This is a genomic window from Yersinia sp. Marseille-Q3913 (assembly GCF_963892745.1).
GTDB classification, from domain to species: Bacteria; Pseudomonadota; Gammaproteobacteria; order Enterobacterales; family Enterobacteriaceae; genus Yersinia; species Yersinia bercovieri.
In genome coordinates this window covers 171,784-194,426 of sequence record NZ_CAWQAF010000022.1, presented here as the reverse complement: position 1 = coordinate 194,426, position 22,643 = coordinate 171,784, and the positions used below count along the sequence as shown (strand labels likewise).

Genomic DNA, 22,643 nt, shown 5'->3' with positions numbered 1-22,643 from the left:
ACAACTGATCCACCCTTTGTTGTCGCGGCAGTTCGCGGTAAACTGCTGCTAAGTTTAAGTTCACTTATCAGGAAGCGCTATGCATTGCCCGTTTTGTGCCGCTGTGGATACCAAAGTCATTGACTCCCGTCTGGTGAGCGATGGTTCGCAAGTGCGCCGTCGCCGCCAGTGTTTAGATTGTAATGAGCGTTTTACCACGTTTGAAGTCGCGGAGTTGGTACTGCCGCGCGTGATTAAAAGTGATGATGTACGTGAACCCTTTAATGAAGATAAATTGCGCCGTGGTATGCTGAAAGCATTAGAAAAGCGGCCGGTTAGCTCTGATGACGTTGAAACCGCGATAAGTCATATCAAATCCCAGTTACGCGCCACGGGTGAACGTGAAGTGCCCACCAAGATGGTCGGCAATCTGGTGATGGAAGCGCTGAAACGTTTGGATAAAGTGGCTTATATCCGCTTTGCCTCGGTGTATCGCAGCTTTGAAGATATCCGCGAGTTCGGCGAAGAAATTGCCCGTTTGCAAGATTAATCAGCGCGTTACCCCTATCTTCTATTGCAGCGTATTTATTGTAAGGTAAAACTACCCTGCATCAAATATAAGGAAAGCCATGCCGCCCGATGAATTCTATATGGCTCGCGCCTTCGAATTGGCGCGAATGGGGCGCTTTACCACGCCACCTAACCCTAATGTCGGCTGCGTGCTGGTTCGCGATGGTGAGATTGTCGGTGAGGGCTATCACTTGCGAGCCGGAGAGCCGCATGCTGAAGTGCATGCTTTGCTTATGGCCGGTGAGAAAGCGCGCGGTGCCACCGCCTATGTCACCCTCGAGCCATGTAGCCACCATGGACGTACACCGCCCTGTGCTGATGCCTTGGTTGCTGCGGGGGTCATTCGAGTTGTCGCGGCCATGCAAGACCCCAATCCACAGGTTGCTGGGCGCGGGTTATATAAATTGAAGCAAGCGGGTATCGCCGTCGATCATGGCTTAATGTTGGCGGAGGCTGAGGCGGTTAATCTTGGTTTCCTAAAACGAATGCGCACGGGGTTCCCCTATCTGCAATTAAAAATGGCCGCATCCCTGGATGGGCGAACCGCGATGGCGTCGGGGGAAAGTCAGTGGATTACCTCGCGGCAGGCGCGGCAAGATGTGCAACGTTTTCGGGCTGAAAGTGCAGCAATTCTGAGTACCAGTGCCACTGTCTTGGCGGATGATCCTTCACTCACTGTGCGCTGGGATGAGTTAGATAGCGAAACCCAGGGCTGGTATCCGCAAGCCAGGTTGCGCCAGCCGATCCGGATTATACTCGATAGCCATAACCGCGTAACTCCACAACATAAAGTGATACAGCAAGATGGCCCATGCTGGTTGGCCCGTGTTGAGGCTGATGAGCAGCAGTGGCCCGATAATGTAGAGCAACTATTACTACCTCGCCATGGTAATGGTGTGGATTTAGTGTTGTTGATGATGCAACTGGGTAAGCGGCAGATTAATTCAGTTTGGGTCGAGGCGGGGCCACAGCTGGCAGGAGCACTGCTGCAGGCCGGCGTAGTTGATGAGCTAATTCTGTATGTTGCACCAAAACTATTGGGCAGTAATGCACGCGGATTATGCGAGCTGGCTGGATTAACGAGTTTGGCACAAGCGCCCGAATTTGTATTCAGTGAGGTGCGGCAGGTGGGGCCAGATCTGCGCTTGCGCTTGAAACCGAAGTATTAATTAATTTATCTGGCAGGGATCCCCTCTGCTAATCACCAGCTTGCCTGCGTTTTACAAATGCGCAGGGGCGGTGCGTGAAAGAATATGATAGAATCCGCCCCCCTGCGGGGTATGAACCCATATTGAGGAAAGCTATGAACGTTATCGAAGGTGTTGTTGCTACTCCTAATGCCCGCGTGGCGATTGCAATTGCGCGTTTTAACAACTTTATCAACAACAGCTTGCTGGAAGGTGCAATCGATGCCCTGAAGCGGGTTGGTCAAGTATCCGATGACAATATTACTGTTGTTTGGGTGCCAGGGGCTTATGAGCTGCCGTTGGTCGCCAATGTATTAGCAAAAACAAATCGTTACGATGCGGTAATTGGACTGGGTACTGTGATCCGTGGGGGGACTGCGCACTTTGAGTATGTTGCTGGTGAAGCGAGTTCTGGCTTAGCGAATGTCGCCATGAACAGTGATATCCCAGTGGCTTTCGGTGTGCTGACCACAGAGAGTATTGAGCAAGCCATTGAGCGTGCGGGTACTAAAGCCGGTAATAAAGGTGCAGAAGCTGCCCTGACCGCGCTTGAAATGATTAATGTAATCAAAGCTATTAAAGGCTGAATTTAGTTAAGTTAAGGGGAATTCCGTGAAACCTGCTGCTCGTCGCCGCGCTCGTGAGTGCGCTGTTCAAGCGCTTTACTCTTGGCAGTTGTCTAAAAACGACATCGCTGATGTTGAATTACAGTTCCTGTCGGAGCAGGATGTCAAAGATGTCGACATCGCCTATTTTCGTGAATTGCTCTCCGGGGTTGCTGTTAACGCCGCATCTCTGGATGCGTTAATGGCACCCGTGCTTTCTCGCCAGCTCGAAGAATTAGGTCAGGTTGAAAGAGCGGTTCTGCGTATTGCGCTGTTTGAATTGAGCAAACGTGAAGATGTCCCTTATAAAGTGGCGATCAATGAAGCTATTGAACTCGCCAAAACTTTCGGCGCGGAAGATAGCCATAAGTTTGTCAACGGAGTGCTGGATAAGCTAGCTCCGACAGTACGTAAGAAAAAATAATCTACCGGTGTGATTAAGGCCGGCTACTGGCCTTAATCATATATCGGTTAACATTTCTGGAATTGTATTATGGCATGTGGCGAATTTGACCTCATTGCCCGCTACTTTGACCGGTTCAGAAGTAATCGCCGGGATGTAGAGCTGGGTATTGGAGACGACTGCGCACTTCTTACAGTGGCAGAGAAACAGCTGTTAGCCATCAGTACAGATACACTGGTGTCTGGCGTTCACTTCCTGGCGGATATCGATCCCGCCGATCTGGGTTACAAATCTTTAGCGGTAAACCTGAGCGATTTAGCGGCTATGGGTGCCGATCCTGCCTGGTTATCTCTTGCTTTGACCCTACCTAATGTCAATGAAGATTGGTTGCAATCCTTCAGTGACAGCTTATTTGATCAGCTTAATTATTACGGGATGCAATTGATTGGTGGTGATACCACCCGTGGGCCATTGAGTCTGACGCTAACTATTCAAGGTTTGATACCGGAAGGACGGGCATTGACCCGTGCCGGTGCGCGGATTGGCGACTGGATTTATGTTACCGGTACTTTGGGTGACAGTGCAGCGGGTTTGGCTATCTTACAAAATGAGCTGCGTGTTGATGATGAAGCTGACCGAGCGGCATTAATTCACCGCCACTTGCGGCCACAACCTCGCGTATTACAGGGCCAGGCGCTACGTTCACTCGCCAGCTCTGCTATCGATATTTCTGATGGGCTTATCTCTGACCTGCAACATATCCTGAAAGCCAGTCATTGCGGTGCGCGCATTGAATTGGATCACTTGCCATATTCTGATCCGTTGAAAAATCAAGTTGATGCGGAGCAAGCGCTGCGCTGGGCATTGAGTGGTGGCGAGGATTACGAGCTGTGCTTTACGGTACCAGAAATAAACCGTGGTGCATTGGATGTTGCGCTCAGTAATACCGGCGCAGGCTATACTTGCATTGGTCAGATTGGGCCACAGGCGGAAGGGGTTAAATTCTTTCGCGAAGGAAAAGTGGTTGATCTTAATTTCCGTGGTTTTGATCACTTCTCAGCGGGTAAATCCCATGGATGAAGCCAAAGGGCGCTTGCGGTTATCTAATCCCTGGCACTTATTGGCCACCGGTTTTGGTAGCGGTTTATCACCGTGGGCACCGGGCACCATGGGTTCTATCGCGGCTATCCCCTTCTGGCTGTTATTGATTCAGCTACCCTGGCAGCTTTACTCCTTGGTGGTGATGTTCAGTATCTGCATTGGCGTTTATATTTGCCATCGCACCGCGAAAGATATGCAAGTTCATGACCACGGCAGCATTGTCTGGGATGAGTTTGTCGGAATGTGGATTACCTTGATGGCGTTGCCGGTGAATGATTGGCAATGGGTCGCCGTCGGTTTTGTCGCTTTCCGCATTTTTGATATTTGGAAGCCCTGGCCTATTCGCTGGTTTGATCGTAATGTTCACGGCGGGATGGGGATAATGATTGATGACATTATTGCTGGGGTGATTGCCGCTGCGATTATTTTTGTCATCGGGCATTACTGGCCAATAAATCTATTCTATTAAATAGCCATTAGATTAAGGGCATAACCGAGTGGTTATGCCTGATATGCTATTACGCCAGCCAGGCTTCAATCTGGCGCTGTATACCTGCGGCGTCTAAACCAAATTCAGCCCGCATTTCATCTTGCTCACCTTGTGGAACGAAATGATCAGGTAAGCCGATATTCAGCACCGGTACTAACTGCCGTTTCGCCATCAACAGTTCATTGACCCCACTACCAGCCCCCCCCATGATGGCGTTCTCTTCCACGGTGACCAAAAACTCATGGCTGGCTGCCATCTCTTGCACCAATTCTTCATCCAATGGTTTCACGAAACGCATGTCCACCAGTGTGGCATTCAGGTTATCGGCCACTTGTTGCGCCTGTGCCAGCAAAGTGCCAAAACAGAGAATGGCCACTTTTTCACCTTCGCGGCGTACTATCCCTTTACCAATAGGCATGATCTCTAATGGCTCAAGTACTGCACCTGTACCATTACCACGTGGGTAACGCACTGCCGCTGGCCCATTATGGTGATAACCGGTGTGCAGCATTTGACGGCACTCATTCTCATCACTTGGGGTCATGATGACCATGTTTGGAATGCAGCGCATGAATGAGAGATCAAACGCGCCTTGATGGGTTTGACCATCTGCCCCCACCAGGCCGCCACGGTCAATTGCAAACAGAACCGGTAGATTCTGGATGGCAACATCATGAATTAATTGATCATAGGCCCGTTGCAGGAAAGTCGAGTAGATGGCCACGATCGGTTTATAGCCGCCAATCGCCAGACCTGCTGCAAAGGTCACTGCGTGTTGCTCAGCTATCGCCACATCAAAATATTGCTGCGGATATTCGCGGGAGAAGCGCACCATCCCTGAGCCTTCGCGCATTGCCGGGGTCACAGCCATCAGTTGGCTATCTTTGGCGGCGGTTTCACATAACCACTCACCAAATATTTTGGAATAAGTCGGTAGTACGCCCTGGCTCTTCGGCAAAGTACCTGAGGCGGGATCAAACTTTGGTACTGCATGCCAACCGATAGGGTCTTTCTCCGCCGGTGCGTAGCCTTTGCCTTTTTTGGTCATGATATGAAGGAGTTGCGGGCCTTTCAGGTCACGCATATTTTTTAGCGTCTGCGTCAGTGCCTGCACATCGTGACCATCGACTGGGCCAATATAATTAAAACCTAACTCTTCAAATAAGGTACTCGGTACTACCATGCCCTTCAGGTGCTCTTCGGTACGTTTCAGCAGATCTTTAATCGGCGGTAACCCGGAAAACGCCTTTTTACCGCCTTCACGCAGGCTGGTATAGAGTTTCCCCGATAATAGCTGAGCTAAATGATTGTTTAGGCCACCCACGTTTTCGGAGATAGACATTTCGTTATCGTTAAGGATAACCAGCATGTCTGAGTGAATATCACCTGCATGGTTCATGGCTTCGAAAGCCATACCGGCAGTAATTGCTCCATCACCAATGACACATACGGTGCGACGCCCTTTACCTTCCCGCTCGGCGGCAACTGCCATCCCTAAACCCGCGCTGATTGAGGTGGAGGAGTGGCCGACAGAAAGCACATCATATTCACTCTCACCGCGCCAAGGGAACGGATGTAAGCCATCTTTCTGGCGAATAGTTCCAATTTGTTCACGGCGGCCGGTCAATATTTTATGTGGATAAGCCTGATGACCGACGTCCCACACCAGGTGATCAAAAGGTGTGTTGTAGACGTAATGCAACGCGACAGTGAGCTCAACCACGCCCAATCCAGAAGCAAAATGCCCACTGGAACGGCTGACAGACGCGAGCAAATACTGCCGTAGCTCATCACATAACTTCGGCAGACTATCTTTTGGCAACATGCGCAGCTCTTCAGGATTATCCGCAAGTGCCAATGTCGGGTATTTGGCTATATCAAGGCTCATTCGATGCTCATATCAAAAGTGGTTATATACCCTTGGTCATTGAAGTTGCAGGGGAATTCGCTGGCTATTTATCTGCAACTCTAACTGCTTTGGGCATATCAGGCGTCTATTAACGACCAATATAATTCTAGTTATCGCGCTCAATAATAAAGCAGGCTAATGCTTGCAAGGGCGCTATATTATAGGATTGTGCTGAAAGGGCATTCAGGGCGCTGAGCGCTTCCTGATACAGATCCATAGCTTTAGCTTTAGCGCAATCTAACCCCAGAAGTGCGGGATAGGTGCTTTTCCCAAGTTGCTGATCTGATCCCTGACGTTTACCAATTGTAGCTGTATCACCAATAACGTCTAAAATATCGTCCTGCACTTGAAAGGCCAGGCCGATCGCCTCGGCGTAACGATCAAGTAACGGTAATGCTGCGCGCCCACGGGTACCGGCTGCCAATGCACCGAGGCGCACTGCCGCGCGGATCAATGCACCAGTTTTATGACGATGGATCTGTTCAAGGTCGGCCAGTGAGATCTGGCGGGCTTCGGCTTCCAGATCCAGCGCCTGACCACCACACATCCCTGCAACACCGCTGGCATGGGCTAATTCAGCCACCATCGCCAGGCGATCTTTATCTGCCACATTGGGCATCTCTGCTTCGGCCAAAATGGCGAAGGCCAGCGTTTGCAGGGCATCACCCGCCAGAATGGCGTTAGCCTCACCAAATTTAACGTGGCAAGTGGGCTGTCCACGGCGTAAATCATCGTTATCCATCGCCGGTAAATCATCGTGAATCAATGAATAAGCATGGATACATTCAATTGCCGCCGCAGGGGCATCTAAAGTGGTCAGCGAGAGGCCAAACATTTGACCTGTGGCATACACCAAATAAGGGCGCAACCGCTTGCCGCCTAACACGGCACCATAACGCATGGCCTCGACCAAATCGCTATCACCAAAGGGCAGAGGGGCGATAAAGTTCAGTAGCGCCTGATTCACTCGCTGCTGGTGCGCGGCAAGTTGCTGGCTAAAATCGATGGATGAGTGGGCGTTAGACATAAGACTTACTCAGCATCTGGCGTGAAAGGGGCTAATGGCGCATCAACATCGTCGCTCAGAAGAACCTGCACACGCTGCTCGGCTTGTAATAAGGTCTGCTGCCCAAGACGCGCCAACTGCACGCCCCGCTCAAACTCATTTAGCGCCTCTTCTAGCGGGAGTTCACCGGACTCCAGGCGAGTCACAATCTGTTCCAGTTCGCTGAGCGATGTTTCAAAACTGGCTGCTTTGGTTTCGGATGATGCGGCTTTTTTCGGCATAGTTTTTTATTCGACTCACTATTTTTATAAAACGTAACCTTGATGGCCGGTCACGTTTTCCTGCTTGCTGGGAAACACTTTCAGGTGAAAAACTTATTACCGCCTATTCTAGCGGATAATGCGGGGGAAATCGTGGCGTTTAAGTCTGGTTTTTAGTACGCAGCGGGGCATCATATAGTGATATACTCCACGGCTTGCATCTTTTTGCTAACGTCTATTGACTGTTGCTGCCAATAGCAACGCCATCACTCCATAACCAGACAACTAAAAACCGCCATGAAGTTTATCATTAAATTGTTCCCAGAAATCACCATCAAGAGTCAATCGGTGCGATTGCGCTTCATCAAAATTCTCACCACTAATATCCGCAACGTACTGAAAAACCTTGAGGATGACAGCCTTGCTGTTGTCCGTCATTGGGATCATATTGAAATCCGCACCAAAGATGACAATTTGGGTCCACAGATTTGTGATGCGCTGACTCGCGTGCCGGGGATTCACCATATCCTCGAAGTAGAAGATCGCAACTACACCGATATGCACAATATTTTCGAGCAAACGCTGGAAGCCTACCGCGAGACACTGGTCGGAAAAACGTTCTGTGTGCGGGTGAAGCGCCGCGGTAAGCATGAGTTTACCTCTGGTGATGTTGAGCGATATGTTGGCGGCGGTCTGAATCAGCATATTGAAACTGCCAAAGTCAAACTGACCCATCCACAGGTCACCGTGCATCTGGAAGTTGATCAGGACAAACTGACGTTGATCAAAGCGCGTCACGAAGGTCTGGGTGGTTTCCCGATTGGTACGCAGGAAGATGTTTTATCATTGATTTCAGGCGGTTTCGATTCGGGTGTCTCCAGCTACATGCTGATGCGCCGTGGTTGCCGCGTGCACTACTGCTTCTTTAATCTCGGCGGTTCAGCCCATGAAATTGGGGTTAAGCAAGTGGCGCATTACCTGTGGAACCGTTTCGGCAGCTCCCATCGGGTGCGTTTTGTTGCCATTGATTTCGAACCTGTCGTGGGCGAAATTCTCGAAAAAGTCGAAGACGGCCAGATGGGCGTGGTACTAAAACGCATGATGGTGCGAGCGGCGTCGCAGGTTGCAGAACGTTATGGCGTTCAGGCACTGGTTACCGGTGAAGCGCTGGGGCAGGTCTCCAGCCAGACACTCACTAACTTGCGCTTAATTGATAATGCCTCGGATACCCTGATTCTGCGCCCACTGATCTCCCATGATAAAGAGCACATCATCAATTTGGCGCGGAAAATCGGCACCGAAGATTTCGCTAAAACCATGCCGGAGTATTGTGGCGTGATTTCAAAAAGCCCGACGGTGAAAGCGGTTAAGGCGAAGATTGAGGAGGAGGAGGCTCACTTTGATTTCTCCATCCTGGATCGGGTGGTTAGTGAAGCTAAAAACGTCGATATCCGTGAAATTGCAGAGCAGAGTCGTGAGCAACTGGTGGAAGTTGAAACCGTTGCAGAGTTGGGCGAGAGCGATGTGCTGCTGGATATCCGCGCGCCGGATGAGCAGGAAGAGAAGCCGCTTAAGTTGGAGCAGGTGACGGTAAAATCGGTGCCATTCTATAAGTTAAACTCGCAGTTCGCCGATCTGGATCAGAGCAAGAGTTACCTGCTGTATTGTGATCGCGGAGTGATGAGTCGTTTGCAGGCACTTTATCTGCGTGAGCAGGGGTATACCAATGTGAAAGTTTATCGACCATAACTAGGTTTAGGTAAATATTAGCTGCTGTTTTAAATAATCTACCCCCGATATATTTTAAATATATCGGGGGTATGGATGATAATCAATACGCGAACTCTAATTGTATTGATTTTGGTTACTGCTGGGTAAATAACTATTTTGAGTCTTATTGATATTATTTATTTGAGAGAAAGATATTATTTCTTTTTCGCCGTTTATATCGCATGACGCTGATTTCAGGTTGTCAATGTTATCAGTGGATTCTTCGCAAGGGATTAAATCATCACCGCTTACATTTTTAGGCCCAAATTCGGCACTGAGTATTTTATATTCCTCCTTGTTTTTCATATTGTTCATCTTTGCAATGAAATCATCATAATCTTGATGGCTTTGTTCATTGCTTAATTCTTCTTTGGCCACTTCCAACTTATCTCGTTCATCATGATATTCCTTCATCAGTATATCAAATTCAGCTTTTAATGCGGCATACGCAGAGCTGTCTTTTTTATTCATGGTTTCAGTAAGCAATTTTAAATCCTGTTCTCGCTGCTCTCTGGGACTGTCACCTTCCATAAAGAGTTCTAATAATGAGTAATTCAGATTACCTAATGGTTCTGGGAAGTGAATTCTTGAATTATTTATATATTCTATCAGGTTATTTTCGCAATTATTATCCGCAAATACACTTTTGGCATTTGTAAGCATTTCTTGTGCTTGCATTGCTTTTTTTTCATTTTCCTTAAAATTTAGGTAGCTTTGCGAAGTATGGAAGTTATCTTTTATCTTCTGTATCCTGTATATATTACTCTGCAAACTTCTCAATTTTCTCTTCGCAGCTTTACTTCTCAACCCCGTCATTGGGTGTGGAGTTTTCTTTATATAATCTCTTTGCGCTATTACTAATTCTAGATTTTTATTAATATTATCATAGTCATCGTTTTTTACTTTTTCTGCTTTACTTTTTTCTTCTATTGCTGAATTTAAGTTGCTAGTTAAGTTATTTAAAATTAACTTTTCAAATTCATGGTAAGATCTTCCCTCTTTAAACTTATTTTCTTTGGAAATTAAATCTCCTATTTGATTCTTTATTAGATTAAATGTGCTTTCTTTGTTATTTATGCGAGAAGGAGAAGTTGCTTCTTTTTCACTTTTATTGTCAGACAACGTAAATATCTTGTAGTCTATGCCATAATCGTATGGTTGAATAAGGGATTCACTATTAAATCTTTCATGTTCAGGTGCAAGTTCGCTACTGAAATAAAAAAACATTTCTTTGCCTGACACTCCGTCGTTATCTAAAATTAAATTATTTTCATGCTCCAATGATATTATATTAAATTTATTTTTTAATTTGACAGGATCAGTGCCGTCTTTTTCATAGATGGCTTCTGTAAGCAATTTCATAAACTCTGTCAGTTCATTTTTGTATTTATCGTCCGCAAATACACTTTTGACATCTGTAAGTATTTGTTGTGCCGTTATTATTTTTCCTTCTATTGCTGAACTTAAGTTACTAGTTAAGTTATCTAAAATTAACTTTTCAAATTCATGGTAAGATCCTCCAGTCGTAAATTCATTTCCTTCTAAAATTAAATCTATTATTTGATTCTTTATTAGACTTAATGTGATTTCTTTTATGGCTGTAGACATAAGTTATACCCTATTGGTTGTTGATAGTCACCATCCAGTACTGACTGATCCGGATAGTTATGTCGTTAATTGGTAGGACAACTTAGCCGTTGATAGATGAAAATAAAATCTCATTAATATTAATTATAAAATAATGAGATCTTTTAGGAATTAGTCTCTGTAGTTATAGATCCCCGGCGGTAGTACTAGTTGCCAGGCTACCTCTTCAGCTTTTTCACGTCCGAGTAGCAGGAAAACAATTTTCAACGCGAAATCAATGGCGGTTCCTGGCCCCTGGCTGGTAACTAAATTCACCCGCCGATCATAGACCACGCGCTGATCCATCCATTTGGTGGCATTGATTTTATCTTTCAGCGCCGGGAAGCCGGTCATATTGCCGACGGGGAATAAATTATGATGCTCAAGAACCAGTGCGGGGGCGGCACAAATTGCCGCGACCAGACGGCCCTCATTGTGGGTTTGGCGCACAGTGGCGACTAACAGCGGACTATCGCGGAAGCACTCGGCACCTTTGATACCGCCGGGAAGCACTACCACATCAAACTTCTGATCAGCCACATCCACTAAGCGCGTATCGGCCAGTAACCGCACGCCGCGCGAACAGACAATCTCTAATGCGCCATCACTGGCAACACTCGCTGTCGTAACCTCAATACCTGCGCGCACCAGAATATCAATCGTGGTGACTGCCTCGGTCTCTTCGCTACCAGGAGCCAGGCAAACCAGCGCCGATACGCTCATACTCATTTTCCTTACGTTTAATTAAGTCATATAGCCGGGTATTTTCTGGCAGAGTCATGCCATGACTACGCGCACGGCGCAGTAAATAGCCGGTGATGTAATCTATCTCGGTGTGCCGCTGGCAGCGTAAATCCTGCAACAGCGAAGAGATGTTATCTGCCGTGCTTTGGATGACATTGTTAACATAACTGAGCAGGCTATCTGTTGAAGTATGGTAGCCCTCCATCTCCATCACGCTGGCAACCTCGGCGCACAAACGTTCGATAAGTTCAGGGTAGCGCTGCAAATCACCATTACGGCAGCCATACAGGCCGGTCAGCGGATTAATCACGCAATTTACCGCCAGTTTTTGCCAACAGGCAGCTGAAATATCGTTATGCCAGGCCACATCAGGTAATGCCTGATGCAGGAGATCAGCCAGGTGACTGATGTCTATCGCAACTGGCGACATCGGGCCAATATGGGTAATGCCGCTGGCGACATGGACAATCGTGTTGCCGTCCCGACGCGCAGCATGGGTGGTCACACCGTGCAGGAAAATATGCTCATCCCGAGGTAGCTCCTCCTGTGTTCCCATGCCGTTATGTAACAGTAAAATCTGGCATTCAGGGTGAAGTTTAGGTAGCAATGCGGTCACTGCACTGGAGACCTGCCACGCCTTTAAGCAGACCAGCAGCAGTTCACTTTTCGACAAATGATCAGGATCGTTAGTCGGCAGGTTTTGGTTGAATGCCTCGCCGTTTAGCATGATGACATTGACCGGACAAAAGGGCTGTGGCACACGAAGCCAGCCTTGTACATCATGACCTTGCTGGTAGAGCGCTGACAGCCATAATTGCCCTAAAGCTCCGCAACCAAGCACAGTAATTTTCATTGAGACCTCCTTGGTATGAGCGGAAAACTTACTTCTTCTTTCTGCGTGTTATGCTTTGATTATAGACTTTTTAGCCATTAAACGCAGGGTTGGCGATAACTGGGGGTTAGTTGAGCAATTGTCAGCGGCTTGGCTTTGTCTGTGGGGGATAAAGCGGTTATTATGCTCACCATTCATCTTATCAGGAGGAGGGAATATGCCATCTTTCGACATTGTATCTGAAATCGATATGCAGGAAGTGCGTAACGCCGTTGAAAACGCCACCCGTGATCTGGCAAACCGTTGGGATTTCCGTAATGTCCCGGCGAGTTTTGAGTTAAATGAGAAGAACGAAAGCATCAAAGTGGTCAGCGAATCTGATTTTCAGGTTGAACAACTGCTGGATATTTTACGTGCTCAACTGACCAAGCGTGGGATTGAAGGTGCGGCACTGGAGATCCCGGAAGAGATGGATCGCAGTGGTAAAACCTACAGTGTGGAAGCCAAGCTGAAGCAAGGGATTGAAAGTGTGCAGGCCAAGAAGCTGGTTAAACTGATTAAAGATAGCAAGCTGAAGGTTCAGGCACAGATTCAGGGTGAGCAAGTTCGGGTAACCGGCAAAGCGCGTGATGATTTACAGGGCGTAATGGCATTGATTCGCGGTGCTGATCTGGGTCAGCCATTCCAGTTCAATAACTTCCGCGACTGATATTCAGCGGGATCTGTTATTAATCGAATCAGGTACAAAAAATTTGTACCTGATTTAGGCTTATATCGCGTTGACCAACTCTTCTAGCTGATTACGATTGGTTTTTTTGGTATCCACTTTGACGTAAGCACTGTGTTCGGCTCTCACCACGACCGCTTCAGTGACACCCGGTTGTGCTCTGATTCGCTCTTCTAAAGCAGAATCTTTTACCGCCAACTCTGACAAAGTAATTCGCAGGCTACTGACATAAGGTGGTTCTTGCATAGTGGCGCTGACCGCAAACCATAGTAGTGCGATAACTGCGCCAGCAGCAAACACCATACTTGCCCCTCCCATACCAAAAATAACACCACCTAAACTACCGCCGATAGCGACGCCAATAAATTGGCTGGTGGAGTAAATTCCCATTGCTGTACCTTTGTAACCTGCGGGAGACTCTTTGCTGATTAATGAAGGTAATATGGCTTCCATCACATTGAAAGCAATGAAAAATAACTGCACGCCAGCAATGATAACCCACAACTGTTGCCCAGCGGACCACAGCACCACTTCTGCGGCAAACAGCACTGCCACACAGCCCATAAAGACCTGCTTCATCCGGCGTTTGACTTCAGCATAAATAATGAACGGAACCACGGCGGCGAATGAAACCAACATGGTGACCAGATAGACAATCCAGTGCTGAGCTGGAGCTAATCCTGCGCTAGCCATAATCTGCGGTAATGCCACAAAGCTCGACATCAACAAAATATGCAGGCACATGATGCCAAAATTAAGTTTAAGCAGCCGACTGTTGTTGAGCACTTTGCTCACACTGCCTTTTACGATGCTGGATTCACGATTAAGTATATGGCTATCGGCGTCCGGTACTACGGCTAACGTAATGACAATGCCTAACAGCGCCAGTATGGCAATTGCCCAGAACAGGGCTTGCAGGCCAAAAGCATGGGTGACGATGGGGCCGAGTACCATCGCGATAGCAAAAGTGACACCAAAACTGACACCGATGAACGCCATGGCTTTTGTGCGGTTTTGCTCACGGGTCAGATCTGACAGTAGCGCCATCACTGCTGCCGCGATTGCACCAGAGCCTTGTAATGCACGACCCAGAATAATGCCCCAAATAGAATCGCTTAGCGCGGCAATGACACTGCCTAAGGCAAATATCAGCAGACCACCGACGATGAGCGGTTTACGACCAATACGATCGGAAACCAGGCCGAACGGGATTTGGAAAATGGCTTGAGCCAAACCGTAAATACCAATCGCAATACCAATCAGCGCTTCACTGGCACCGGAAAGTGCCATGCCGTAGGTGGTGAGAACCGGCAAAACCATAAACATGCCTAACATGCGCAGTGAGAATACTGTCCCCAGTCCCCAGGTAGCCCGAAGCTCTAGCGGGGTCATTTTATTATCGTTCATTACCACCTCAAAAAAACATTCTGCACCATTGTAATGATGTTAGGCCCGGTGGGTAAATCTATTGATGTTTAGAATGTATTACAGGCAATATTTTAAGTAAAACTCGGGGCTGAATGACCCGAACAAGAACAGTCGGTGAAATAAATAGCTCTAACTGTTATAGGTGCCAGTGAAACCCGAAAGAGACGGAAAGATAAACGGATGAACGAAGAGAAGCAGGGGAGGGCAGAAAAAAGTGGCTGGCAGGTATTTTCCGCCAGCCACTCTCTATATCAACATCAGCTTGATATTACCCGACGTAAGTCAGTAATCCTGCCGAGGAAGGAACATTGAAATCAACCGACATCATCACGCTTAATGACGTAATGGCAATGATGGAGAAGATAAAGAGTTTTCTCGCCCATACGATGTCATTGGTTGCCTTGTAACCGCGCAAGGCCATGCCCAACCACCAGACACTCACCGCAGCAGCGACAACCAGGTATTTATAACCGGCATAGCCACTCAGTGTCAGCATCAGGGTTGCTACCATAAATGCCAGAATATAAAGGGTAATATGGTTTTTGGTGACCGATATTCCTTTTATGACCGGCAGCACCGGAATGTTGGCTGCCTGATAATCCTTAAAGCGGAAAATCGCGATGGCATAAGAGTGAGGCATTTGCCACAGGCTGAAGATCAGCAGCAGTATTAATGCCCCCATATCGAACTGCCCGGTCACGGCACAGTAACCAATCACCGGTGGCGCAGCACCTGACAAACTGCCAATCAAAGTGCCGTAGACTGATTTCCGCTTCATGTAGAGGCTATAAACCCCCACATAGATAACGAAACCAATGACTGCCAGCAGCATTGCCAATAGATTGGCGGCGACATAGAGCAACAGCATGCCAGCAATACCCAGCACTGAAGCATAAATCAGGCTCACTTTCGGATCGATAAGCCCTTTTACCAGGACACGATTCTTCGTTCTCTCCATGATACGGTCGATATCACGGTCGATATAGTTGTTAAACACACACCCGGAGGCAACAACTAGCGAGACACCGAACAAGGTGGCGAGAAAAAGGGGGTAATCAATCACGCCTTTGGAAGCGAGGAGAAATCCCCCAACGACAGAAATTAAATTGCCGAAGATAATTCCTGGTTTAGTTACTTGCAGGTATTGCTTAATCATCACATGCAGCTCTTCAGTCAACCATCATATTGATGTTGAGGTTGTACATAATCCAGAGTGAGCCCACAACAACGATTGCAATAATCATAGCGGTGAACAGGAACGCCACCAGATTCCAACGCTCTTCGGACGATCCATTCATGTGCAGGAAGTACACTAAATGTACGATAATCTGCACAACGGCTAAACCGACCACTGTGGCCAGAATAGTGGTATGAGAGGCAGTGCCGCTCATCACCATCGCAAATGGAATCACTGTCAGAATGACCGACAGAATGAAGCCAATAAGGTATGACTTCAAGCTACCGTGGCTGGCTCCACCGTGAGTCGTTGTTGGGTGACTCGATGTTGGATGACTCATTACATGGCTCCTAACAGATAGACAACGGTGAATACGCAGATCCAAACCACATCCAGGAAGTGCCAGAACAAGCTCAGACACATCAGGCGGGTTCGGTTCATTTCATTCAGGCCGCGTTTTGCTACTTGAATCATCATAATGATGATCCAAACCAAGCCAGCGGTAACGTGAATACCGTGGGTGGCAACCAGCGCGAAGAAGCTGGACAGGAACGCACTGCGATCCGGGCCGTAGCCTTCAGCAATCAGGTGATGGAATTCATAGATTTCCATTGCCACAAAGCCCAGACCGAACAGGAATGTCAGACCCAACCAGGTATTCACCTGGTTTTTATTGCCTTTATTCATGCCCAGCATAGCGACGCCGTAAGTAATGCTACTGAACAGCAACAGGAAGGTTTCGACCAGAACAAAGTTCAAGTCGAAGATATCCTTGCCTGAAGGACCGCCAGCGGTCCCGTTTACCAGCACTGCATAGGTTGCGAACAGAGTCGCAAACAAAATACAGTCGCTCATCAGGTAGATCCAGAAGCCGAATACTTTGGTGGCTCCTGCATCGTGATGCCCATGCTCTACATGGGCGACGTTATGGTTAGTCAGAGTTTCAGTTGACATGATTCACGCCTGCTTTGCTGATTTGTTCATGATGAAGATCTTCAATGCGCTCAACTTCTGCAACCGGCACATAGTAATCAACATCCTCGTCGAAGCTTTTCACAATCCAGGTCACAATCATGCCGACGAAGCCAACAATGGCCAGCCACCAGATATACCAGATCATGGCAAAGCCGAAGATCAAGCTGAAGCCAGCAATAATCACACCTGCCCCGGTATTTCTCGGCATGTGGATCTCTTCGTATTTCGCCGGGCGTTTATACGCTTCACCTTTCTCTTTCATGTCCCAGAATTCGTCACGGTCAGTCACGACAGGCACAACAGCGAAGTTATAGAACGGCGGTGGAGAAGAGGTAGACCACTCCAGCGTACGACCACCCCATGGGTCACCAGTCAAATCGCGATTCTGTTCACGGTCACGGATACTGACGAAGACCTGAATAACCTGACACAAGATACCACATGCAATCAGTGCTGCACCGCCAGCGGCCACCATTAACATCGGGTGGAATTCTGGATTGATATCTTGGCTCAAACGGCGGGTCATACCCATAAAGCCCAGTACGTACAGCGGCATAAAGGCAACGAAGAAGCCGATAATCCAGAACCAGAATGCACGGATGCCCCATTTCTCATTCAGCGTAAAGCCGAAGGACTTAGGCCACCAGTAGGTCAGGCCAGCGAAGCAACCGAATACCACACCGCCAATAATCACGTTATGGAAGTGTGCAATCAGGAACAGGCTGTTATGCAGAACAAAGTTTGCACCTGGAACGGCCAGCAGAACACCGGTCATCCCACCGATAGAGAAGGTGATGATGAAACCAACAGTCCACAGCATTGCGGAGTTAAGCTGAATTCGGCCTTGGTACATGGTGAACAACCAGTTGAATATTTTCACCCCTGTTGGGATGGAAATGATCATCGTGGCAATACCGAAGAAGGCGTTAACGTTGGCACCGGACCCCATGGTAAAGAAGTGGTGCAGCCAAACGATAAACGACAGAACGGTAATCGCGATGGTAGCCCAAACGAGTGAGGTGTAACCAAACAGCCGTTTTCTTGAGAAGGTCGCAGTAACTTCGGAGAACACGCCGAATACTGGCAGGACCAGAATGTACACTTCCGGATGGCCCCAGGCCCAGATCAGGTTGATGTACATCATCATGTTGCCACCCATATCATTGGTAAAGAAATGGGTGCCAAGGTAACGATCCAGGGTCAGTAACGCGACGGTGACGGTCAGAATCGGGAAAGAGACGATAATTAAAATGTTGGTGCAAAGTGCTGCCCATGTGAAGACCGGCATCTTCATCATTGACATGCCAGGTGCGCGCATCTTCAAGATAGTGGCGAAGAAGTTAACACCAGTCAGCAAAGTCCCCAAACCGGAAATCTGTAGACTCCAGATCCAGTAATCGACCCCAACACCTGGGTTGTACTCTTTACCTGACAGCGGCGGATAGGCCAGCCAGCCAGTTTGCGCGAATTCACCGACCCCCAGAGAGATGTTGATTAACACCACCCCGACGACGAAGAACCAGAAGCTCAGTGAGTTCAGGAACGGGAAGGCAACGTCACGAGCACCAATTTGTAGCGGTACAACCACGTTCATTAAGCCCACCACAAAAGGCATCGCCATGAAGAAAATCATGATGACGCCATGAGCGGTGAAGATTTGATCATAGTGGTGAGGCGGTAGGAACCCAGCCTCGCCAGCAGAAGCAAGTGCTTGCTGGCTACGCATCATGATGGCGTCGGCAAAACCACGCAAAAGCATGACCATGGCGACCAAAATGTACATGATACCGATTTTTTTATGGTCAACAGAGGTCAGCCATTCGCTCCATAACCACTTCCATTTGCCGAAATAGGTCAGGAGGGCGACAAGTGCCAGCCCGCCTAGAACGATTGCAGCAACGGTAACCATAATGATTGGTTCGTGTAGCGGAACCGCATCAAGTGTTAATTTTCCCAACATCGTTTTATTCCTCGGCTCCGGCGTGAGCGGCGTGTTCGCCCATATCCATGCCCTGGCTCATATCCATACCTTTATGGGTATCATCGCCTTTCTGGTGCATGTTCATATCGCCCATAAATTTGCCAATAATCCCTTTAAACAGCTCCGGTTTAACACTGGAGAAGTACTCAACCGGATTATTTTCGCTCGGTTCAGCCAGTTTATTGAAATCGTCAGTGGTATTCAGGGTGTTCGGCGATTTTTTCACCTGTGCGACCCACTGGTTAAACTCTTCCTGCGTCGGTGTTGCAATCGCAGTGAATTTCATACCAGAGAAGCCCTTACCGCTGAAGCTGCTGGAAATACCATTGTATTTACCGGCTTCGTTGGCAATCAGATGCAGCTTGGTTTGCATCCCGGCCATCGCATAGATCTGCCCGCCTAACTGAGGGATAAAGAACGAGTTCATTACTGAGTTAGAGGTGATTTTAAAGTTCACCGGAACATCAGTAGGGAAGGCTAGTTCATTTACTGTAGCAATACCTTGTTCTGGATAGATAAACAGCCATTTCCAGTCAAGGGAAACCACTTCAATAGTGATAGGCTCTTTGCCTGCCACTTCAAGCGGTTTGAACGGGTCAAGTTCGTGAGAGGTTTTCCAGGTTATCGTCGCCAAAATAGCGATGATAATGATTGGAACAGCCCATACAACAAGCTCAATTTTGTTGGAATGGGACCAGTTTGGGGTGTAGGTCGCACTTTTGTTGGATGCGCGATACTTCCATGCAAAAGCGAACGCCATAAAAATAACCGGAACTACGACGATCAACATTAAACCGATAGCAGTAAGTATCAGTGTTTTTTGTTCGACTCCGATTGCGCCTTTGGGATTCATCAATACCATATCGCAACCACTAAGCATTACCGTGGCTGCAAATAAAGACAACATACCCATATTTTTAATGTATTTCTTAAGTCTCATCTAACGACCTCAATTACAAAAGGGCTCTATTGTCGTTTCATGTGTGCGGGCATTTTACGGGAAGGTTGCAGGACTGTAAACATGCTTAAGATTGTGTCAGCGGCTTGTTGACACTTTATGTTAAGGGGGTCACAGATGTTGACTGGCGTGACAATTTACTAATGGCAACAATATGTTGGCGAGATGATTTAGTAGCAAGGCCGGGATGTTAAGGAAAAACAACGGTAATTAGGGCTTTATTCAAGGGAAGTACTGATTTTTAATTCGTATGTAAGCTTATTTTGTGTGAAAAATATGTAATGCAAAAGTAAATTAAAATATATTCCGAGGTGACGTAAATAGGCACCCCGGAATCATTTAGTTAGAAATTATATTTAACTGAGTAAATAATAGCGTCTTGTAAAAAGTCTTCACCCAACTTGTTATACGCGTAACGGTACTGAATACCGGTGGTAAATTGCTTAATCGGTGTCCACCAAAGTGCGATGGCACCGTTAACCCCATTACGGCCACCATTGCCTGCGGCATAGCGCTCCGCACGGTTGAATTCCAGTTCATTCCAGTTGGTGATGCTAAATTTCTCATCAAATGCGGTAAAGTCATAACCTGCAACCCAACCCACAACATAACCGTTATTGCCTGAGTAATAGGTCTGGTCAACATAGTGCAGCGCCACGAAAGGTTTCATCCACACGCCAGCCACCGTTGCGTTATAGCCGATACCATACAGAGTGTTCACTTCGTGGAAATTACTGTAATCGTTGCCTTCAGCGCTTGGCAGCGAGTAGGTGCCATAAATGTGACCATACAGATTGAAGCCGGTGTCACCCAGGTAGTAGCGACCGGTGGTTTTGAAAGTGTAACGTTGGTTGTCACCCGGTTGCGCCGTTTTGGAATTGAACGGATTTTCTAAATCAAAGAAGCCGTAGATCTCGCCCCAGCTATAACCTGCACCACCTTCCAACTCGATATAAGCAAAGTCGTCTTTATGCGAGGAGTTACCTGATTTATGCGTAGTACTTCGGGTCCAGTCAAGATAGTTCATGCTGATATTACCGAAACCCCACTGGTATTCAGCTTGTGCGGCGGGAGCCAAAGTGACCGTGGCCAGCGCGATAGCGCCGATAAGAGTTTTACGCATAAATGCCTCTGTGTAGTTGAAAGATGTCAGGAGAAACAAAAGGACACAGTCCTTAACAAAAAGTGCGCACATCATAGTCTTACCGCACAAAAGGATAAAGCCCGCAGGGTGATGCAGATCTCGCTTTTGGAAAAATATTTTGCAACTGTTACTGATATATGTGACTTGATTCACTAATTTTGCGGGGTGGTTTCAAAATTGTTTATGGGGCGGAATAATTTCTTTAGCTAATAAATACAAAAAAGGCCGGCATTAGTGCCGGCCTTTGAGTGTTAACTCAGGTGATTACGCTAGTTTTTCCCGTCTGAGCGCCAGATAATCCAATAGCCCCCCCAGAACCATACCGACCACGCTGAGTTGGATGCCGCGCAGTAGCAAGGTATCGGCTATTTGTGGTGCTGCGGTCCAGTTCAGTGAGTTGCTTATCAGCAAAATCAGCCATGCGGCTAACAAAATGCAGCCAATAGTTAAGAAGCGTAATGCCCAACGGTAAGCGGTTTTAAATGCGGTTCGGGGCATAAATTCATCGGTTTTCTGGGTGTGTTCCAGCGTGTGACGGCAGATATAAAGCAGTAATAAGCCGGGAATGGCTGCGGCAATAGAAAATAGGTAGAACAGCGGCCAACCGTGTGTTTCGACAAACCAACCCGCAATCGGGCCGACATAAACGCGACCGACTGCGGATAGTGCAGATAACAATGCAAACTGTGTGGCGGAGAAAGACTTGTTACAAAGGGTCATTAACAGTGCGACAAACGCCGCAGTACCCATACCCCCGCAGAGATTCTCCAGGAATATAGCGCTACCCATGGAAAATATATTTTTATCAGTGATGGATAAAAGCCAATAACCCACATTGGAAATTGCTTGTAAAATACCGAATATCATCAATGCCCGGAATAAGCTCAACCGTTGCATCAATAGGCCGCCATAGAGCGCGCCAATAATGGTGGCAATCAATCCTAATGTTTTATTGACCAGCCCAACTTCACCCGCGTCGAACCCGACGCCACGGATTAAGAAGGTGGTACTCAGGCTGGCGGCAAAAGCATCCCCCATTTTGTACAACACGATCAGCAACAGAATCAGCCACGCATTGTTGCGACCAAAAAAATCACGTAATGGGGCAACAATCGCCTCTTCCAATGTTTTTGGGGGTGCAATGCGGATGTCAGGCTCAGGGGCAAATAGGGTGGCGAATACCCCAATTAACATCAATCCGGCCATTAACCAGTATGTGGATTGCCAGCCAAGGTAGCGATCGGCTATCCAAAGTGCCAGCCCGCCAGAAACCAACATCGCCAGACGGTAACCCAGCACTGAGACTGCTGCCCCAGTACCGCGCTCTTCGGCTGTGAGTAAGTCGGTCTTATAGGCATCAAAAACAATATCTTGCGACGCAGAACAGAATGCGACCAATACCGCGATAGCCGCCAGCCACCATAGATGCTTAGCCGGCTCCATAAAGCCCATGGCGATAATTGCAACGATGAGTAATAGCTGGCTAATCAGCAACCAGCCACGTCGGCGGCCAAGAAATGAGGGGGTATAGCGGTCCATCAATGGGGACCAGAGGAACTTAAAGACGTAAGCCTGACCAACCAGAGAGAAAATACCAATGGTTTTCAGATCGACGTTTTCAACCGTCATCCACGCTTGCAGCGTACCACCAGTAAGGGCTAAAGGAAGACCCGAAGCAAACCCCAACAACAGGAGAATAAGCGAATTACGTTGGGTAAAAAGGTTTGAATAGCGATTGGACATGTGAGACCTACATGCTCCACCCGATGTT

Annotated in this window: 22 protein-coding genes; 8 read left to right on the top strand and 14 right to left on the bottom strand. The window is 47.8% G+C overall.

The window, feature by feature from the left end; translation table 11 throughout:
- Positions 1 to 79: 79 nt before the first annotated feature.
- The 6 genes from nrdR (at position 80) to pgpA (ending at position 4,314) form a co-directional block, all read left to right on the top strand.
- Positions 80 to 529: a transcriptional regulator NrdR gene (gene nrdR, locus AACW11_RS11230; protein ID WP_004707531.1), complete on the top strand. Its 450-nt coding sequence runs from the start codon at positions 80 to 82 to the stop codon at positions 527 to 529.
- Positions 530 to 608: 79 nt separating this feature from the next.
- Positions 609 to 1,718, top strand: coding sequence for a bifunctional diaminohydroxyphosphoribosylaminopyrimidine deaminase/5-amino-6-(5-phosphoribosylamino)uracil reductase RibD (gene ribD, locus AACW11_RS11225; protein ID WP_212584341.1), 1,110 nt, complete (start codon positions 609 to 611; stop codon positions 1,716 to 1,718).
- 134 nt (positions 1,719 to 1,852) lie between these two features.
- A complete protein-coding gene (ribH, locus tag AACW11_RS11220; protein ID WP_005272766.1) occupies positions 1,853 to 2,323 on the top strand; it encodes a 6,7-dimethyl-8-ribityllumazine synthase in 471 nt (156 codons plus the stop codon).
- Positions 2,324 to 2,348: 25 nt separating this feature from the next.
- Entirely contained in the window at positions 2,349 to 2,765 is a 417-nt protein-coding gene (gene nusB / locus AACW11_RS11215) for a transcription antitermination factor NusB (RefSeq protein ID WP_005272763.1), read from the top strand.
- A gap of 69 nt (positions 2,766 to 2,834) precedes the next feature.
- Positions 2,835 to 3,824 (top strand): thiamine-phosphate kinase, encoded by a 990-nt coding sequence (thiL, locus tag AACW11_RS11210; protein WP_212584340.1) that lies wholly within the window; start codon positions 2,835 to 2,837, stop codon positions 3,822 to 3,824.
- Positions 3,817 to 4,314, top strand: coding sequence for a phosphatidylglycerophosphatase A (pgpA, locus tag AACW11_RS11205; RefSeq protein WP_212584339.1), 498 nt, complete (start codon positions 3,817 to 3,819; stop codon positions 4,312 to 4,314). The genes thiL and pgpA overlap by 8 nt, the downstream gene beginning before the upstream one ends.
- Positions 4,315 to 4,363: 49 nt before the next feature.
- Here pgpA and dxs read toward each other — a convergent pair whose 3' ends face one another.
- The 3 genes from dxs to xseB all read right to left on the bottom strand — a co-directional run bounded on the left by dxs (position 4,364) and on the right by xseB (position 7,531).
- Positions 4,364 to 6,223 carry a 1-deoxy-D-xylulose-5-phosphate synthase gene (gene dxs / locus AACW11_RS11200; protein WP_212584338.1) on the bottom strand — a complete coding sequence of 620 codons (1,860 nt, stop codon included), beginning with the start codon at positions 6,221 to 6,223 and terminating at the stop codon, positions 4,364 to 4,366.
- A gap of 127 nt (positions 6,224 to 6,350) precedes the next feature.
- Positions 6,351 to 7,271: a (2E,6E)-farnesyl diphosphate synthase gene (gene ispA / locus AACW11_RS11195; RefSeq protein WP_212584337.1), complete on the bottom strand. Its 921-nt coding sequence runs from the start codon at positions 7,269 to 7,271 to the stop codon at positions 6,351 to 6,353.
- A 5-nt stretch (positions 7,272 to 7,276) separates the two neighbouring features.
- Positions 7,277 to 7,531 (bottom strand): exodeoxyribonuclease VII small subunit, encoded by a 255-nt coding sequence (xseB, locus tag AACW11_RS11190; RefSeq protein WP_212584336.1) that lies wholly within the window; start codon positions 7,529 to 7,531, stop codon positions 7,277 to 7,279.
- Between the two features lie 276 nt (positions 7,532 to 7,807).
- Between xseB and thiI the strand changes: the two genes are divergently transcribed.
- Complete coding sequence (gene thiI / locus AACW11_RS11185) at positions 7,808 to 9,259, top strand: tRNA uracil 4-sulfurtransferase ThiI (RefSeq protein WP_212584335.1); 1,452 nt, start codon at positions 7,808 to 7,810, stop codon at positions 9,257 to 9,259.
- Between the two features lie 96 nt (positions 9,260 to 9,355).
- Here thiI and AACW11_RS11180 read toward each other — a convergent pair whose 3' ends face one another.
- From AACW11_RS11180 to panE, 3 genes are all read right to left on the bottom strand, one after another.
- A complete protein-coding gene (locus AACW11_RS11180; protein ID WP_212584334.1) occupies positions 9,356 to 10,888 on the bottom strand; it encodes a hypothetical protein in 1,533 nt (510 codons plus the stop codon).
- A gap of 150 nt (positions 10,889 to 11,038) precedes the next feature.
- Positions 11,039 to 11,629, bottom strand: coding sequence for a protein deglycase YajL (gene yajL / locus AACW11_RS11175; RefSeq protein WP_212584333.1), 591 nt, complete (start codon positions 11,627 to 11,629; stop codon positions 11,039 to 11,041).
- Positions 11,592 to 12,503, bottom strand: a complete 912-nt coding sequence (gene panE, locus AACW11_RS11170; protein WP_212584332.1) for a 2-dehydropantoate 2-reductase — start codon at positions 12,501 to 12,503, stop codon at positions 11,592 to 11,594. The genes yajL and panE overlap by 38 nt, the downstream gene beginning before the upstream one ends.
- A gap of 196 nt (positions 12,504 to 12,699) precedes the next feature.
- Here panE and AACW11_RS11165 point away from each other — a divergent pair, with 196 nt between their 5' ends.
- Positions 12,700 to 13,191, top strand: coding sequence for a YajQ family cyclic di-GMP-binding protein (locus AACW11_RS11165; protein ID WP_032897217.1), 492 nt, complete (start codon positions 12,700 to 12,702; stop codon positions 13,189 to 13,191).
- Between the two features lie 60 nt (positions 13,192 to 13,251).
- Here AACW11_RS11165 and AACW11_RS11160 read toward each other — a convergent pair whose 3' ends face one another.
- The 8 genes from AACW11_RS11160 to ampG all read right to left on the bottom strand — a co-directional run bounded on the left by AACW11_RS11160 (position 13,252) and on the right by ampG (position 22,615).
- The gene (locus tag AACW11_RS11160; protein WP_212584331.1) at positions 13,252 to 14,616 is read right to left on the bottom strand and encodes an MFS transporter; all 1,365 of its coding nucleotides are present in this window, start codon (positions 14,614 to 14,616) and stop codon (positions 13,252 to 13,254) included.
- Between the two features lie 289 nt (positions 14,617 to 14,905).
- On the bottom strand, positions 14,906 to 15,793 hold the full coding sequence (gene cyoE, locus AACW11_RS11155) for a heme o synthase (protein WP_212584330.1): 888 nt from the start codon (positions 15,791 to 15,793) through the stop codon (positions 14,906 to 14,908).
- 13 nt (positions 15,794 to 15,806) lie between these two features.
- Positions 15,807 to 16,154: a cytochrome o ubiquinol oxidase subunit IV gene (locus AACW11_RS11150; protein ID WP_032812973.1), complete on the bottom strand. Its 348-nt coding sequence runs from the start codon at positions 16,152 to 16,154 to the stop codon at positions 15,807 to 15,809.
- Positions 16,154 to 16,768 carry a cytochrome o ubiquinol oxidase subunit III gene (locus AACW11_RS11145; RefSeq protein ID WP_032897215.1) on the bottom strand — a complete coding sequence of 205 codons (615 nt, stop codon included), beginning with the start codon at positions 16,766 to 16,768 and terminating at the stop codon, positions 16,154 to 16,156. Before AACW11_RS11145 ends, AACW11_RS11150 begins: the two co-directional genes overlap by 1 nt.
- Entirely contained in the window at positions 16,758 to 18,749 is a 1,992-nt protein-coding gene (gene cyoB / locus AACW11_RS11140; protein ID WP_004873454.1) for a cytochrome o ubiquinol oxidase subunit I, read from the bottom strand. The genes AACW11_RS11145 and cyoB overlap by 11 nt, the downstream gene beginning before the upstream one ends.
- A 4-nt stretch (positions 18,750 to 18,753) precedes the next feature.
- Positions 18,754 to 19,710 (bottom strand): cytochrome o ubiquinol oxidase subunit II, encoded by a 957-nt coding sequence (cyoA, locus tag AACW11_RS11135; RefSeq protein WP_005272742.1) that lies wholly within the window; start codon positions 19,708 to 19,710, stop codon positions 18,754 to 18,756.
- A 361-nt stretch (positions 19,711 to 20,071) separates the two neighbouring features.
- Positions 20,072 to 20,851, bottom strand: a complete 780-nt coding sequence (locus AACW11_RS11130) for a nucleoside-specific channel-forming Tsx family protein (RefSeq protein ID WP_212584329.1) — start codon at positions 20,849 to 20,851, stop codon at positions 20,072 to 20,074.
- Between the two features lie 285 nt (positions 20,852 to 21,136).
- Positions 21,137 to 22,615 (bottom strand): muropeptide MFS transporter AmpG, encoded by a 1,479-nt coding sequence (ampG, locus tag AACW11_RS11125; protein WP_212584328.1) that lies wholly within the window; start codon positions 22,613 to 22,615, stop codon positions 21,137 to 21,139.
- Positions 22,616 to 22,643 lie beyond the last annotated feature (28 nt).

What these genes read in the sequence shown, in the direction of transcription:
- nrdR (WP_004707531.1), top strand. Translation starts at nt 80, where the DNA reads ATGCATTGCCCGTTTTGTGCCGCTGTGGATACCAAAGTCATTGACTCC.
- ribD (WP_212584341.1), top strand. Translation starts at nt 609, where the DNA reads ATGCCGCCCGATGAATTCTATATGGCTCGCGCCTTCGAATTGGCGCGA.
- ribH (WP_005272766.1), top strand. Translation starts at nt 1,853, where the DNA reads ATGAACGTTATCGAAGGTGTTGTTGCTACTCCTAATGCCCGCGTGGCG.
- thiL (WP_212584340.1), top strand. Translation starts at nt 2,835, where the DNA reads ATGGCATGTGGCGAATTTGACCTCATTGCCCGCTACTTTGACCGGTTC.
- pgpA (WP_212584339.1), top strand. Translation starts at nt 3,817, where the DNA reads ATGGATGAAGCCAAAGGGCGCTTGCGGTTATCTAATCCCTGGCACTTA.
- dxs (WP_212584338.1), bottom strand. Translation starts at nt 6,223, where the DNA reads ATGAGCCTTGATATAGCCAAATACCCGACATTGGCACTTGCGGATAAT.
- ispA (WP_212584337.1), bottom strand. Translation starts at nt 7,271, where the DNA reads ATGTCTAACGCCCACTCATCCATCGATTTTAGCCAGCAACTTGCCGCG.
- xseB (WP_212584336.1), bottom strand. Translation starts at nt 7,531, where the DNA reads ATGCCGAAAAAAGCCGCATCATCCGAAACCAAAGCAGCCAGTTTTGAA.
- thiI (WP_212584335.1), top strand. Translation starts at nt 7,808, where the DNA reads ATGAAGTTTATCATTAAATTGTTCCCAGAAATCACCATCAAGAGTCAA.
- AACW11_RS11180 (WP_212584334.1), bottom strand. Translation starts at nt 10,888, where the DNA reads ATGTCTACAGCCATAAAAGAAATCACATTAAGTCTAATAAAGAATCAA.
- yajL (WP_212584333.1), bottom strand. Translation starts at nt 11,629, where the DNA reads ATGAGCGTATCGGCGCTGGTTTGCCTGGCTCCTGGTAGCGAAGAGACC.
- panE (WP_212584332.1), bottom strand. Translation starts at nt 12,503, where the DNA reads ATGAAAATTACTGTGCTTGGTTGCGGAGCTTTAGGGCAATTATGGCTG.
- AACW11_RS11165 (WP_032897217.1), top strand. Translation starts at nt 12,700, where the DNA reads ATGCCATCTTTCGACATTGTATCTGAAATCGATATGCAGGAAGTGCGT.
- AACW11_RS11160 (WP_212584331.1), bottom strand. Translation starts at nt 14,616, where the DNA reads ATGAACGATAATAAAATGACCCCGCTAGAGCTTCGGGCTACCTGGGGA.
- cyoE (WP_212584330.1), bottom strand. Translation starts at nt 15,793, where the DNA reads ATGATTAAGCAATACCTGCAAGTAACTAAACCAGGAATTATCTTCGGC.
- AACW11_RS11150 (WP_032812973.1), bottom strand. Translation starts at nt 16,154, where the DNA reads ATGAGTCATCCAACATCGAGTCACCCAACAACGACTCACGGTGGAGCC.
- AACW11_RS11145 (WP_032897215.1), bottom strand. Translation starts at nt 16,768, where the DNA reads ATGTCAACTGAAACTCTGACTAACCATAACGTCGCCCATGTAGAGCAT.
- cyoB (WP_004873454.1), bottom strand. Translation starts at nt 18,749, where the DNA reads ATGTTGGGAAAATTAACACTTGATGCGGTTCCGCTACACGAACCAATC.
- cyoA (WP_005272742.1), bottom strand. Translation starts at nt 19,710, where the DNA reads ATGAGACTTAAGAAATACATTAAAAATATGGGTATGTTGTCTTTATTT.
- AACW11_RS11130 (WP_212584329.1), bottom strand. Translation starts at nt 20,851, where the DNA reads ATGCGTAAAACTCTTATCGGCGCTATCGCGCTGGCCACGGTCACTTTG.
- ampG (WP_212584328.1), bottom strand. Translation starts at nt 22,615, where the DNA reads ATGTCCAATCGCTATTCAAACCTTTTTACCCAACGTAATTCGCTTATT.